The following is a 15401-nucleotide window of genomic DNA, read 5'->3' as shown; positions in this document are numbered from 1 at the left end:
AATCTAGTTAAATAAAAATAAGCAGCGAGTTTGTTAGTTTATAGCAAACTCGCTGCTTTTTATTAGTTCTTTAATTATACGATTTTTATCAGCTATTTAGCAGATTGATCTGCAGAGAGTTTTTCTTTATCTCTTCTAGCTATGTTCTTATATCCAATAAACCATAGTGGAAGTATAATAAATAGCCAGTTAAATATTCCTAAATACTTGTAAGCAACCTTTACAACCCACATTAAGCCTAGAGTTGAAACAAGATAACAAGCTGCAAGACATACAACACTTATAATTGCTTTTCTTAATAAATCATTTTTCATATTCTTAAGAGCATATGGTTCTATTCTCTGTACCATACCAAATATAAATCCAACTGCAGTTGTAATAAGAGCAAGGAATAAAAGAATTGGGTAAAGTATTTCTAATATAGGTATATCCAATTGATTAACAATAAATACAGTTGGAAGTTTTCTAGAAGCTTCATTAATATATATATCAGGCATTCCTGAGAATATTAATAAGCAAATACCAACTAGCATAAGCAGGTTGATTACACAACCTATAATCATAGCACCTTTAGCTTCTTCTTTGTATTTAGCACCCTTGAAAGATGATGTTATACCACCTATTGCACTAATCTGGAAACCAGCATAAGTAAGAGCCCATAAAAGAGCATTACCGATATTTCCTGGCACAGTTTCATTACTTCCAGAAATACTCCATTTTGAAGAAGTAGGATTTACATATCCTGAAGACATTAGCTTTCCTATTTGAGGAGCAAACTTTATAAGTCCAGCGACTAAAACAATAGAAACAATAATTAAAATAGCTCCCGTCATAATCATGGCATTTTTTCTTACAACCTTTTCTCCAAAGATACATATTAAAGTTACAATAACAAACATTGCAATAGAACCTACAGCTACAGGTAAGTGAAGATATTGGTTTACTAGTAGACCACCTGTTGCAATAGTAGCTGCAGTAGCGGCAATTGTAGTAATAACGATACTTATGTCCATAGCAGGAGAGAATATCTTTGAAGCCTTTCCAAAAGCTTCCTTTGACCAAGCATCATAGCTCCACTTGTCTGTTTGTCTAGCTGTTTCAAGACCTACATAATAAGTTACAGCAATGATTACGAATGTAAGTATAGGCATGAAAACTCCAAACCAACCGTGATTTGCAAAGTACTGCAATTCTTGAGTTCCAGAAGCAAATCCAGCACCACAATGAGTTGAAAACCAAACAGTTGCGACACCTATACTTATGGATGTTAAAAATTTGTTTTTCTTTTCCATAATAATCCTCCTATTTAATTTTTAAATATAATTTTATCTTTTAGCGAAAGCACTTTCTTGGGAAAATGATTTCATCTATAATTCAATTATAACACGAATTGCATAATTTTTTAACAATATAAATAAAAAAATATTTAACAAATAATAAACTGATTAGATGTAGAAAAAAATGATTTAATAAAAAAAGTTTAAATAGCTATAAAATAGGGAAAATAAAGGCTTTTATAAGGTTTAGGAAATCGATAAATAGTAGAATTATTTTTAAAAATATTTAATTAATATAGACTATACTAGAAAAATATTTAACAAAAGAAACGGTATAAATAAAAAAATAAGTAAGTGCTACAGATTATAAGCTATATAATTGTCAAAAAAATATTGATGTATAGTATGTTTTTTAAAGTTTATCTATTTTAAAAATTATTTTTGAACATCTTAAAATATTCCTTGATATGGAGAAGATATGGAAAAAAATTATTATATTCTAGTCGAATATATAAAAAAACTATATTAATAATAAACTTTATATATATAAATAAAGAAAAAGTAAAAATAATAATTATTAAGAATTTTTCTAGGAATTAGACATAAGTAAAAAGTTTATATAGAAATACCTATATAAATAATGAAATTATTATTCGGATTATTCAAATAAAAAAATGATATTTGTTTATCAGTTAGTGAAAGGGGTATATAAATTATTAACTAATAATTTATACTATCTATAATATACTGATATAGCTATAAATAGTGTCTTACTTTAATTAACAATAAGTATAAAAATTTATTTACAAGATATTGTTTATATAAAAAATAAAATTTACTTCTTATGTAATCCTTTCCGCATAAAAAATCAAAGAAAGCTTTTCTATCAAGTAAATATTATTTATTTATCTTTTAATAATAACTATTAAATTATATTTTAAAATTGAATTTGGAGGTTTTTGTTATGAAAGGTTTTGCAATGCTAGAAATCGGTAAGGTTGGTTGGATTGAAAAAGAGGAACCGGTATGTGGTCCTTTAGATGCTTTGGTTAAGCCAATTGCTTTAGCACCTTGTACATCTGATATTCATACTGTATGGGAAGGTGCAGTTGGTGAAAGAGAAAATATGATTCTTGGACATGAATGTTGTGGTGAAGTAGTTAAAGTAGGTGAGCTAGTAAAAGATTTCAAACCTGGAGATAGAGTTTTGGTACCAGCAATTACTCCAGACTGGAATTCATTAGAGGCTCAAGCAGGCTATCCAATGCATTCTAATGGTATGCTTGCAGGATGGAAGTTTTCTAACTTCAAGGATGGTGTATTCGGTGAACTATTCCATGTAAATGATGCTGATGGCAATTTAGCATTGTTACCTGATAACATAGAGCCAGAAGAAGCTTGTATGCTATCAGATATGGTGCCTACTGGATTCCATGGGGTTGAATTGGCAGATGTTCAGTTTGGTGATGAAGTTCTTGTAATCGGTATTGGTCCAGTGGGATTGATGTCTGTTGCAGGTGCAAATTTAAGAGGAGCTTCAAGAATTATTGCTGTTGGAACAAGACCAGTATGTGTAGAAGCTGCTAAATTCTATGGAGCTACTGATTTTATAAGTTATAAGGATGGTCCTATTGCCAAGCAAGTTCTTGAAATGACTAATGGCAAGGGAGTAGATAAGGTAATTATAGCTGGTGGAACAGTAGATACATTTGCAGAAGCTGTTGAATGCTTAAAACCTGGTGGAAAAATAGGTAATGTAAATTATTTAGGTTCAGGTGATTATGTAAAAATACCAAGAGTTGAGTGGGGCGTTGGTATGGGACACAAGCAGATTCAAGGTGGATTAATGCCTGGTGGTAGACTTAGAATGGAAAAACTAGCCAAACTAGTATCTGTTGGAAAGCTTGATTTATCTAAGTTGATTACTCATAGATTTGAAGGTTTTGACCATGTAGAAGATGCACTAATGTTAATGAAAGAAAAGCCGGCTGATTTAATTAAACCAGTTGTAAGAGTAGAAAAATAGACAATAAATTGAATTTATTATATAATGTATCTGTTGGAAATAGTAACTTTGACAGGTCATTGTAGTTAAAATATTTGACCCGTTTTTTAAAACGGGTCATTTTTATTAAGAAATATGATATTAGAATAAATTTAGAAAAAGATGGTAAATTTAGCTATCAATATGATTTGGAAGGAGGAAAAGCCGATTGGCTTTTGCGTGTTATTATGAAAATATTAGTAGTTTCAGGTTTTTTGGGGGCAGGCAAGACAACTTTCATTGAAAAAATGACAAATAAATTGAAGAGAGATTTTGTGATTCTTGAAAATGAATATGGAGAAGTAGGAATTGATGGAGATTTATTAAAAAAAGATTATGATAAAATTTGGGAGATGACAGAAGGATGTATATGTTGTTCGATGAAGTCAAACTTTGCAAATTCTGTTATGACCATAGCGAACTCTTTAGATCCAGAAGTTTTGATAGTAGAGCCAACAGGAGTAGGTATGCTCAGCTCTGTACTTGATAATATTAAAAAAGTTCAGTACGATAGAATAAAAATACTAGAGCCTGTAACAATAGTAGATCCTAATTGTATTGACAAATATTCAAAGGAATTTGAAGAAATATTTGTAGACCAGATTAAAAGTTCTAAATTTGTTGTAGTTTCTAAAACCAGCAATATGACTAAAGAAGAAATAAAGCGAGCAAGAGATTCTATATTAAAAATCAATCCTAAAGCAATAGTAAATACGGAGGAATTTTCTTCTTATGATGATATTTGGTGGGAAGAAATTTTAGAATTAAAATGGGATGATGAAATAGACTACAAGGATACATCAGCTTTAAGAAGTAATATAGATAATATAGCTTTTAAGAATATATCTTTTGATGAACTATATATATTTGAATCATATATGTCAGCAATTATGAGAGGGAGATTTGGCAATATAATTAGAGCCAAGGGATTTCTTCCTATAAATGGTGCTTGGGCTAAGGTTGATATAGTCGGTGAAAGATATACTTTAGAAAAAATAGATGCTATGGCTGAGTCAAAGTTAGTACTTATAGGAAAGGATTTAAATAAAGAAGAATTAAAGCTTTTATTTAATTCTTGTAAATAAATTTTTAGAGACGGTTACAAAAAAATATAATCGACTAGATTAAATCAGGAGGCAATTTTATGGAGAAGTTTGAAGGTACAGTAGCAGATGTTATTTTTTCTAATGATCTGAATGGGTACACTGTAGCTAAAATAAAAACAGAAGAATTTACAGAAGTAATTACAGGTATAATGCCTGGGCTTGCCACTGGTGAAAATATTGAAGTTGAAGGCAGTTGGATTGTACATGATATATATGGAAGGCAGTTTAATGTGTCCTCGTATCAGGTAGTAGTACCGTCTACAATAAGTGGTATAATGTCATTTTTATCATCTGGTGTAATAAAAGGCATCGGAGAAAAAATGGCGGAAAAGATTGTCGATAAGTTTGGAATACAGACTTTAGAAGTAATACAAAAAAATCCTGAAAGACTTTTAGAAGTTGAGGGAATAGGGAAAAAGAAGCTTGGACCAATTGTAGAGAGCTATAATGAAAATATGGGTGTAAAAAATGTAATAATATCTCTTTCACCATATGGAATAAGTCCAAAGTTAAGTATGAAGATATTTAAAAAATATGGTTCTAATTCTCTGGAAATTGTAAGAACAAACCCTTACCAGTTAATTGATGATATTGTAGGTATTGGATTTAAAGTTGCAGATGAAATAGCAAAACAATGTGGTATAGATAGGGACTCTAAATATAGAATTGAACAGGGAATTTTACATGTTCTTAAAAATTCTATAAATAGTGGACATACTTTTTTGCCAGAAAATATAGTTACTAGAGAGGCAGTGAGCCTTTTGGGAATTTCAGAAGAAGAAGTAGAGGAAGCTTTATTTGAATTGGCACTTTCTAGAAAGGTAGTTTTAGAAAGATATGGAGAAATTAACATAGTCTATATGTCAAAATATCATAGGGCAGAACTTGATGTTTGTATGGGCTTAATTAGTTTGTCAAATTCAGAGCAAAGAGATGTAAAGATTGATATTGAAACAGAGCTTGAGGAATTTCAAGAAACAGAAGGAATTTATCTTGCAGCAGCTCAAAAACAGGCTGTAAGGGCTGCTTTTGAAAATGGTGTAATGGTTCTAACAGGTGGTCCAGGTACAGGAAAAACTACTACTATAAATACAATTATTAGATTGTTTAAAATTAATAAGAATAAGGTTGTTTTAGCAGCACCAACTGGAAGAGCTGCAAAAAGAATGACAGAGACTACTGGTGAAGAGGCAAAAACAATACACAGACTTCTTGAAATGGCATTTGATTCAGATGATAGATTAATATTTACAAAAAATGAAGAAGAACCCATAAATGCAGATGTAATTATAGTTGATGAGGCATCTATGATAGATATATTTTTAATGGATAATTTGCTTAAGGCTATGAGTCCGAAAACTAGGCTGATCATGGTAGGTGATGCAGATCAGTTGCCTTCAGTTGGAGCGGGTAATGTGTTAGGAGATATAATATCTTCAGGTGTAATCACTACAGTTAGATTGACAGAAATTTTTAGACAGGCGCAGGAAAGTGATATTGTAGTTAATGCCCATAGAATAAACCATGGCGAAGATATTGTAGCAAATAAGAAAGACAGTGACTTTTTCTTTATCAATAAAGATAGTGACGAAGAGATTTTGGAAGAAATAAAAAGCCTTGTAAGTGGTCGACTTGAAAAATATTATAAGGTTGATTCTTTGAAAGATATACAGCTCCTGTCTCCTATGAGAAAGGGAATAGCTGGAGTAAATAATATAAATGTAGAGCTTCAAAAAGTATTAAATCCTCACTATCAAGCAAGACAAGAAGTAGAACTTATGAAGAGAGTTTTTAGAGTTGGCGATAAGGTAATGCAGGTAAAAAATATGTATTCAAGAACTTGGAACAATGAAGAGGGAACAGACCACGGAGAAGGTGTCTATAATGGAGATATAGGATATATTTACCACATAGATAAATCTGCCAAGACAATATATGTTCTATTTGATGAATACAAAATTTTTAAATATAAATTTGATGAACTAGATGAGTTAGAGCATTGTTTTTGTACGACAGTCCATAAGAGTCAGGGCAGTGAATTTCCAGTAGTAATAATGCCTATGACTTGGGGACCGCCTATGCTTTTAAGTAGAAATCTTCTATACACGGCTGTTACAAGAGCTAAAAAATTAGTTGTAATAGTTGGTCAGAAAAAATATATGGATTATATGATTTCAAATAACAAAAATAATGATAGATACTCTAATTTAGGATATAAATTAAATGCCTTTAAGAGAAATAATATTTTAGAAGAAGAATATTAAGGTCAAATTTTGGCATTTTATTAAAAATAATTAAATCCATATATAAAGTGCCTCCTGAGGGGGTGCTTTTTTGTTTTTAGAAGATAATTTTCAAAAATTTATAGAAAGAATAGTTAAAGTTTTATATCCGGAGAATCTCAATTGCGTAATTTGCAATATGCCAATAAGTAGAAAAAATAAGTATTCTATTTGCCATACTTGCAGAGAAAAAATGATATTTATACATGAAGCTTGTGGAAAGTGTGGAAAACCCAAGCTCAATTTGAGCATAGATGAAAATAATTACTATAAAGACTGTGGATATTGTAAGGGCAAAAGTTTTATTTTCGATAGGAATATATCTTTTATAGAATATGATCAAATTTCTAAAAAAATGGTATTTTCTCTTAAATATTCAGGAAAAACTTATCTTGCAAAAATAATAGCTCAGATAATTTATGATTATATGTTAAAGTATAATTCAGAAGAACTAGATAAAGCTGATTTAATAATGTATGTACCGCTATCCAAAGAAAGAAAAAGAGATAGGGGTTTTAACCAATCAGAAAAAATTGCCTTATATTTATCATTTTTAACAGGTATAAAAATAAGTAGTGCAGTATATAGAAGTAAAAATACCAAAAAGCTTCACAAAATGATGGCTAGCAATAGGAAAAAAGAACTTTTAGGCGCTTTTTCAATTAAAGAAGGAGAAGAAAGTCTGGAAGGTAAAAATATTCTTATAGTAGATGATATTTTTACAACTGGGGCAACTATAAATGAAATTAGCAAGGAGCTAAAGCTAAGGGGAGTCAATAGGATAGTAGCACTGACATTTCTAACTGGGAGATATAATAGTTAAATAAATTTGTTTTTGGATATTTGGATATAATATATATAATTACCATTGAAAATTAAAGCTATTATAAGGAAGATGATTTTAAGATTTGGTAAAAACATTCTTTTTGTTATTCTTTAGCTACATTTAGAATATATATAAGTTTTTTATGTAAAAATAAGATATTAAAGATAAGACTTTATGATATTTTTTAATACATAAAGAGCCTATAAAAAAATAAAGTTGTTGACATTATAGTCTAGTGATTATAAAATAATAGAGTATTTAGGTCTGTGGTTGCAAGTCCAAGCCAGTCGCGGGCAAAGGGATCCACGTAAGCATCATAAAAAATAATGGGTAGATGTGAGCATGGCGCGGCTTAGAAGTAAGACCTGCCGATAAAATAATCGAGAGGATTAGTAGTGAGCTAACGTGAGCGAAAGTTCCAGCAGGCGAGTGTGGGGTCAAAGATCAGGTCAGCTAAATACATTATCAATTTGGAAAAGTTTAAATGAATAAGTTTTTTAAAAGTTTAATTTTATTTAAATTGAGACAGTCTTATATATTAACTATATAAAATATAAAAAATAAAAGCATACCTTGAACTAAAGAATTAATATTTTAATTTCTCTAGAAATCAAGGTATGCATTTTTTCTTAATATAAGTATTTTAATTATACTGATTTGAACTTCCTTGTAAGTCTTTGCTTTTCCAGGACTTTTCCTGCACCATAAATCAAAGCAACTCTAAGTGGGAACATAGCCACAAATTTAATAATTCTAGGAAGTGCAAAAATCTTTGCACCATACATTATACTTAGCCAAAGAGGAGTTAAAAGTAATGTTACAACTAATCCTTCAACTAATACAGCAAGTGCGACTCTTTTAACTGTGATTTTTCTATTATATAAGAAAAGACCGAAAATAAAACCGCTAAGTATTGCATTTAAGGTAAATCCAGGGAAGAAAGGTCCTGAAGGTCTAATAACGTATTGAATAACGTCTGAGATACCGCCAACCATTCCACCGATAATAGGTCCGTAAAGTATACCTGCAACAGCATATGCTACAAATTCAAATGATATTTCTAAGAGATTGCTAATTACAAGTCTAAAAAAATCTATAATAACAGCCAGTGCTATTAAAAGAGCAGAACCTGTTAATGTACGGACATCACGAATATTTGCGCCTTTTAAACTGAATTTTTCTTTCATATTTTCACCTCCTCACGAATTATATGATAAGAGTACTCTAGAATGATAATATACTAAATGGACATAAAAATCAATAATATGAAAGAAATAAGTATAAAAAACAATAATATGAAAGAAATTTGATAAAAATTAAATTCAATAAGTTGTTTATTTTAAAAAACTATTTTATTTATTTTTAAAAAAGGTTGAAAAGCATAAATAGAAATTGATTTTAATCGTGGGAAGAGAAAAATTGTAATGAGATATAAATTTTTTTAATATAAAGATATTTTATAAAGAATTTTTAAAGGATAATATAGTATATTATATAAATATATAAAATAAAAAAATATAGAAAATTTGCTATACAAAAATTAGATAGAACCATGCTGTAACATAGAGATTTTGAATAGTCTTGTTTCTTTGCGACTATTCAAAGGGTAATATTTATGTTAAAATTAACTATGTGTACAAATTACGAAAATAAACTTAAGGAGATGTGTGAATGAGTTTTTTAGATAGCCTTTTTAATATGGCAGATAAAAAAGATTTAAAACGATTTAACAAAATTGTTGATGAAATAGATAAAGTCGGAGATAAATATAAAGCAATGAGCGATGAAGAATTGCAGGGGATGACTCCAGTCCTTAAAGAAAGATTAAAAAATGGCGAAACATTAGATGATATTTTAGTAGATGCTTTTGCTGTTGTAAGAGAAGCTTCATCAAGAATACTTGGAATGAGACACTTTAGGGTTCAGCTTATAGGTGGTATGGTTCTTCATCAGGGACGTATCGCAGAGATGAAAACTGGTGAAGGTAAGACACTTGTTGCAACATGTCCTGTTTATCTTAATGCACTTGAAGGTAAGGGAGTTCATGTTGTTACAGTAAATGATTATCTTGCAAAGCGTGACCGTGATCAAATGGCAAAGGTGTATGAATTTCTTGGACTTTCTGTAGGTGTTATTGTACACGGACAGAATCATAATGAAAGAAAAGAACAATATGCCTGTGATATTACATATGGTACAAATAATGAATATGGATTTGATTATCTAAAGGATAATATGGTAATACATGAAGAACAAATGGTTCAAAGAGGTCTTAATTTTGCAATTGTCGATGAGGTTGACTCAATCTTAATAGACGAAGCAAGAACTCCTCTTATTATATCTGGACCTGGGGACAAGTCTACTCATATGTATTCAGATGCAAATGTATTTATACTTACTTTAGATGAAGATGATTATGAAAAAGAAGAAAAGGATAAGGCTGTTTCGCTTACTGAATCTGGTATTAGAAAAGCGGAAATATATTTTAATGTAGAGAATATAACTACAATGGAACATACAGAGCTTTATCACCACATAAATCAGGCTCTTAGAGCTCATGTAATTATGAAGAAAGATGTAGACTATGTTGTTAAAGAAGGCGAAATAGTTATTGTCGATGAATTTACAGGAAGATTAATGTTTGGTAGAAGATACTCAGAAGGTCTACATCAGGCTATAGAAGCTAAAGAAGGACTTGAAGTTCAGAGAGAATCAAAGACACTTGCTACAGTTACATTCCAGAACTATTTCAGAATGTATAACAAGCTTTCTGGTATGACAGGTACTGCTAAAACAGAGGAAGAAGAATTTAAATCTATTTATAAGATGGATGTTTTCCAAGTTCCAACAAACAAGCCTATACTTAGAAAGGATCATCCTGATGTAGTATATGCAAATCAGCTTGCAAAATTCAATGCTGTTGCAATGGATATCAAGGAAAGACATGCTTGTAATCAGCCGGTGCTAGTAGGTACTGTATCAATAGAAAAATCAGAACTTCTATCAAGTATACTAGATAGATACGGAATAAAGCATAATGTACTTAATGCCAAGTTCCATGAAAAAGAAGCAGAAATAATTGCTCAGGCAGGTAGACTAGGTGCTGTTACAATAGCAACTAATATGGCAGGTAGAGGTACAGATATACTTCTAGGTGGTAACCCTTCATTTATGGCACTTAAAGAGATGAAGAGATTAAACTTTACCGATGAGATGATAAATAGAGTAAATTCAGCAAATGAAGTTGCTGGTGTTGAAGATAAAGAAGAATATGATGCAGCTAGAAAAACATATAAGAAGTTGTACAAGGAATTTAAGGAAGAAACAGATGCAGAGCAGAAGGCAGTTCTTGAAGCTGGAGGACTTTGCATATTAGGTACAGAAAGACATGAATCTCGTAGAATAGATAACCAGTTAAGAGGTCGTGCCGGTCGTCAAGGTGATCCAGGTGAATCAAGATTCTATATAGCTCTTGATGATGACCTTATGAGATTATTTGGTAGTGAAAAGGTTCAGAAACTTCTAGGAAGATTAGGTATGGACGATGATACTCCAATCGAACATAGAATGCTTACTAAATCTATTGAAAATGCACAGAAGAAGGTAGAAGGTAAGAACTTCAGTATAAGAAAGAATGTCCTTGAATATGATGATGTTATGAATAAGCAGAGAGAAATCATCTATCAAGAAAGAAGAAGAGTTTTATCAGGAGAAAATCTACAAGAACAGATTGAACTGATGATGAGAGATGTAATAACTGATGCTATAAATAAATATACAGATGATAAGGACGTATTAGACATTGAAGGATTTAAACATTATATCTATCAAATTATTCCTGCAGGCGAAATAGATGATATAGACTTAGCTTCTATATCTCCAGCAGATGCTCTAGAAGCAGTTTACAATAAGCTTTTAGGATTATATGCAGAAAAGGAGGAATTTATAGGTTCAGAAAGAATGAGAGAAGTAGAAAGAATTATACTTCTTCAGTCAGTTGATAACCACTGGATAGATCATATAGATGCTATGGATCAGTTACGTCAGGGTATTGGATTAAGAGCGATAGGTCAGATAGATCCAGTTATAGCATATAAGATGGAAGGCTTTGAAATGTTCGATGAGATGAACTCTCTAATAAGACAGGATACAGTAGCATACCTATTTAACATACAGGTAGAAATTCCTGTAGAAAGAAAGGCTGTAGTAGATGTAGATTCATTAGAATCTCCAGCAACAGAAGAAGATTTTGAAGAAAAAGCCAAGAAGGGTAAACAAGCAGTAGCGGAAACAAAGGTAGGAAGAAATGATCCTTGCCCATGTGGAAGTGGAAAGAAATATAAAAACTGCTGTGGTAGATAATAAGTAAATTATTAGGCAGTATGTCCTTGCATACTGCCTTTTTTCATTAAAGAATTGCTATTGCCTAGTTTTAGCTATTAAAAAACAAATATATAGATTTATACAGTTTATAAAAGTGTATAAAATAATATATAGATTATATATTAAAAGTATATAAGAAATTTATTAAAAGAATTGGAAGTGAAGAGATTAATGATTAATATTCAAGATTATAAGTCGGAGTGTGAAGAACTATCTTCTAAGGTGAGAGAGCTGGGTGTTTCACTTTGACTTGGATAGTCTAAAAGCAAGACAAGCAGATATAAACACTATGATGGAGGAACAAAGTTTCTGGGAAAATAGTGAAAATGCAAATAAGATATTGCAAGAAAATAAGCATCTTACAGCTATTATAGAGGAATATGGAGAACTGAATAGTGAATTGGAAGACATTGAAACTCTTATAGAGCTTGGTCAGGGAGAGTTAAGTCATGAAGAGGATGAAGAGGTAGAATCTTCTATAAAAGAAAGTATTTCCAAACTTTCATCTAAAATTGAAAGTATGACATTAGAGATGCTATTTTCTGGAGAGTATGATTCTAATAATGCCATAGTATCTATAAATTCAGGAACAGGTGGTTTAGATGCACAAGACTGGTCACAGATGCTTTTGAGAATGTATATAAGATGGGCTGAAGACAGAGGGATGAAAGTTAGGCTTTTAGACTTAATTTCAGATCCGGCTGCAGGAATAAAAACAGCCACTATATTGGTTCAAGGTAGAAATGCCTATGGCTATTTAAAGAGTGAAAAAGGTGTTCATAGGTTAGTTAGAATATCTCCATTTGATTCATCTGGCAAGAGACATACTTCATTTGCTTCAGTAGATGTAACTCCTGAATTAGATGATGATATAGATATTGAACTTAATCCAAATGATTTAAAGATAGATACATACAGAGCTTCTGGAGCTGGTGGACAACATGTAAATACAACTGATTCTGCTGTGAGAATTACACATCTTCCAACAGGAATAGTAGTTTCTTGTCAAAACGAGAGAAGTCAACACACCAATAAAGATGTAGCTATGAAGCTTTTGATTGCCAAGTTAATTCAGATTAAAGAAGAAGAAAAAAAGGAAAAGATAGAGGATATACACGGGCAGTATAATCAGATTACCTGGGGTAGTCAGATTAGATCATATGTATTCCAACCCTACAAATTGGTAAAGGATCATAGAACTAATATAGAAAATGCAAATGTAGATGCCGTAATGGATGGGGAATTGGATTCCTTTATGTATGGCTATTTGAGGGCGTTTGTAAAAAAAGAGAAATAAAAGGGGATAATAATGGATATAGAAAAAATTTTATGCAAGGAATTAAATCTTAAAAAATTTCAAGTAGAAAATACAATAAAACTAATAGATGAGGGCAATACTATACCTTTTATAGCAAGATATAGAAAAGAAATGACAGGAGAAATGAGTGATGTACAGCTAAGAGAATTTGGTGAAAAGCTTACTTACTTAAGAAATCTTGCAGATAGAAAAGAAGATATAAAAAGATTAATAGATGAACAAGAAAAGCTTACTGATGAAATAGTGAAAGCTTTAGATAAGGCTAAAACACTTCAGGAAGCGGAAGATATATATGCTCCTTATAAAAAGAAGAAGAGAACAAGAGCTACTATTGCAAAAGAAAAAGGTCTTGAAAATTTGGCGATGATGATACTTCTATCTAAAAATGCAGACATAAGAAAAGAAGCAGCCAAGTTTGTAAATCCCCAAAAAGATGTTGAAGATGTAGAGTCTGCAATAGCAGGGGCTAAAGATATAGTTGCAGAGCAAATGAGTGAAGATGCAGAAATAAGAAAATTTATAAGAGAAGATGCTCTAAAAAGATCTGTTCTTCTTTCAAAGGCAAAAGATGACAAGGAAGATTCAGTGTATAGGATGTACTATGAGTTTTCAGAAAAGGTAAAGGAAATACTTCCACATAGAGTTTTGGCAATAAACAGAGGTGAAAAAGAAGGATTCTTAACAGTTAAGCTAGAAATGGATGATCAGAAATTCATAGATGAAATAGTAAGCAAGTATACTAGTGAAGATAATACAGGAAATATTGATATAATTAGAGAAATAGCCGAAGATTCTTATAAAAGACTAATCTTCCCTTCAATAGAAAGAGAAATTAGAAATCACCTTACAGAAATTGCACAGGAAAGAGCCATAGAAGTTTTTGCTAAAAATTTAAATGGATTACTTTTACAACCTCCAGTAAGAAATGTAGTAGTAATGGGATTTGACCCAGCATTTAGAACAGGGTGCAAAATAGCTATAGTAGATAAAAATGGAAAGCTTTTAGACTATACAACTGTATTTCCTACTGAGCCACAAAATGATGTAGAAAAGGCTAAAAAGACTCTAAAGAATATGATAAAGAAGTATGGTGTGGATATTATCTCAATAGGTAATGGTACTGCATCTAGAGAATCAGAAAAGTTTGTTGCAGAGATGATTTCTGAAATGGAAGAGAATGTAAGCTACTGTATAGTTAATGAGGCTGGTGCATCAGTTTACTCAGCATCAAAACTTGCTAATGAAGAACATCCAGATATTAATGTATCTATTAGGGGTGCAATTTCAATAGCCAGAAGACTTCAAGATCCAATGGCAGAACTTGTAAAGATAGAACCTAGAAGTATAGGTGTTGGACAATATCAGCATGATCTTAATGCCAAAAGACTTTCAGAGGTACTAGACGGTGTAGTAGAAGACTCTGTAAATAAAATAGGTGTAGATATCAATACAGCATCATATTCTCTATTAGAGCATATAGCTGGAATATCTTCATCAGTTGCAAAAAATATAGTAGCCTATAGAGATGAAAATGGAGAGTTTGAAAATATAAATCAAATTAAAAAGGTAAAAAGACTTGGGCCTGCTGCATTTGAACAGTCGGCAGGTTTTATAAGAATAGCAAAAGCCAAAAATCCATTGGATAATACAGGTGTGCATCCAGAAAGTTATAAGGCTTGTGAAAAGTTATTAGAGTTGCTTGTCTATACTATGGATGACGTATCTTCAGGGAATTTACAGGACATAGATACGAGAGTAAAAAACTATGGTTTGGACAAGTTGGCAGAAGATGCTGGTGTAGGTAAGGTTACATTGAAAGATATAATAGAAGAGATTAAAAAGCCAGGAAGAGATATAAGAGAAACAGGAGTTAAACCTGTTCTTAGAACTGATGTAATGAAGCTTGAAGATTTAGAAGAAGGAATGGAACTTACAGGAACAGTAAGGAATGTAGTAGATTTTGGTGCTTTTGTTGATATAGGTATAAAAAATGATGGTTTAGTTCATATATCTCAAATTTCTAAGAAAAGAATCAAAACTCCTTCAGATGTATTGACCGTAGGGGATATTGTAAAAGTTAAAGTAATAGCTATAGATACTCAAAGAGCTAAGGTATCTCTATCTATGAAAGATGTAAAACAAGTATAAATTAAATAACGTTTTCA

General features: G+C 31.2%; 9 protein-coding genes. 7 read left to right on the top strand and 2 right to left on the bottom strand.

The genetic code is table 11. The annotated features are described in order from the left end of the window. Positions 1 to 92 precede the first annotated feature (92 nt). A complete protein-coding gene (locus BMY82_RS04645) occupies positions 93 to 1292 on the bottom strand; it encodes a YkvI family membrane protein (protein WP_091975189.1) in 1200 nt (399 codons plus the stop codon). 949 nt (positions 1293 to 2241) lie between these two features. Here BMY82_RS04645 and BMY82_RS04640 point away from each other — a divergent pair. From BMY82_RS04640 to BMY82_RS04625, 4 genes are all read left to right on the top strand, one after another. Then, positions 2242 to 3303 (top strand): NAD(P)-dependent alcohol dehydrogenase, encoded by a 1062-nt coding sequence (locus BMY82_RS04640; protein WP_091975187.1) that lies wholly within the window; start codon positions 2242 to 2244, stop codon positions 3301 to 3303. 206 nt (positions 3304 to 3509) lie between these two features. Further along, on the top strand, positions 3510 to 4406 hold the full coding sequence (locus BMY82_RS04635; RefSeq protein ID WP_091975185.1) for a CobW family GTP-binding protein: 897 nt from the start codon (positions 3510 to 3512) through the stop codon (positions 4404 to 4406). Between the two features lie 59 nt (positions 4407 to 4465). Continuing rightward, positions 4466 to 6691: an SF1B family DNA helicase RecD2 gene (locus tag BMY82_RS04630; RefSeq protein WP_091975183.1), complete on the top strand. Its 2226-nt coding sequence runs from the start codon at positions 4466 to 4468 to the stop codon at positions 6689 to 6691. A gap of 70 nt (positions 6692 to 6761) precedes the next feature. Next, positions 6762 to 7532, top strand: coding sequence for a ComF family protein (locus BMY82_RS04625; RefSeq protein ID WP_242938913.1), 771 nt, complete (start codon positions 6762 to 6764; stop codon positions 7530 to 7532). A 650-nt stretch (positions 7533 to 8182) separates the two neighbouring features. Here the strand turns inward: BMY82_RS04625 and BMY82_RS04620 are convergent. Further along, positions 8183 to 8722 carry a folate family ECF transporter S component gene (locus BMY82_RS04620; protein WP_091975181.1) on the bottom strand — a complete coding sequence of 180 codons (540 nt, stop codon included), beginning with the start codon at positions 8720 to 8722 and terminating at the stop codon, positions 8183 to 8185. A gap of 484 nt (positions 8723 to 9206) precedes the next feature. Between BMY82_RS04620 and secA the strand changes: the two genes are divergently transcribed. The 3 genes from secA to BMY82_RS04605 all read left to right on the top strand — a co-directional run bounded on the left by secA (position 9207) and on the right by BMY82_RS04605 (position 15384). Continuing rightward, on the top strand, positions 9207 to 11897 hold the full coding sequence (secA, locus tag BMY82_RS04615) for a preprotein translocase subunit SecA (RefSeq protein ID WP_091975179.1): 2691 nt from the start codon (positions 9207 to 9209) through the stop codon (positions 11895 to 11897). A 192-nt stretch (positions 11898 to 12089) separates the two neighbouring features. Continuing rightward, a protein-coding gene (prfB, locus tag BMY82_RS04610; protein ID WP_144019719.1) for a peptide chain release factor 2 occupies positions 12090 to 13215 on the top strand; the annotation gives its coding sequence in 2 pieces (ribosomal slippage) (positions 12090 to 12155 and positions 12157 to 13215; 1125 coding nt in all). Positions 13216 to 13227: 12 nt separating this feature from the next. Next, positions 13228 to 15384, top strand: coding sequence for a Tex family protein (locus BMY82_RS04605; RefSeq protein WP_091975175.1), 2157 nt, complete (start codon positions 13228 to 13230; stop codon positions 15382 to 15384). Positions 15385 to 15401: the final 17 nt, after the last annotated feature.

It is taken from the genome of Peptostreptococcus russellii (assembly GCF_900110295.1).
GTDB classification, from domain to species: domain Bacteria; phylum Bacillota; class Clostridia; order Peptostreptococcales; family Peptostreptococcaceae; genus Peptostreptococcus; species Peptostreptococcus russellii_A.
The sequence above is the reverse complement of the archived record's forward strand: the minus strand, read 5'-3'. Positions and strand labels throughout refer to the sequence as shown.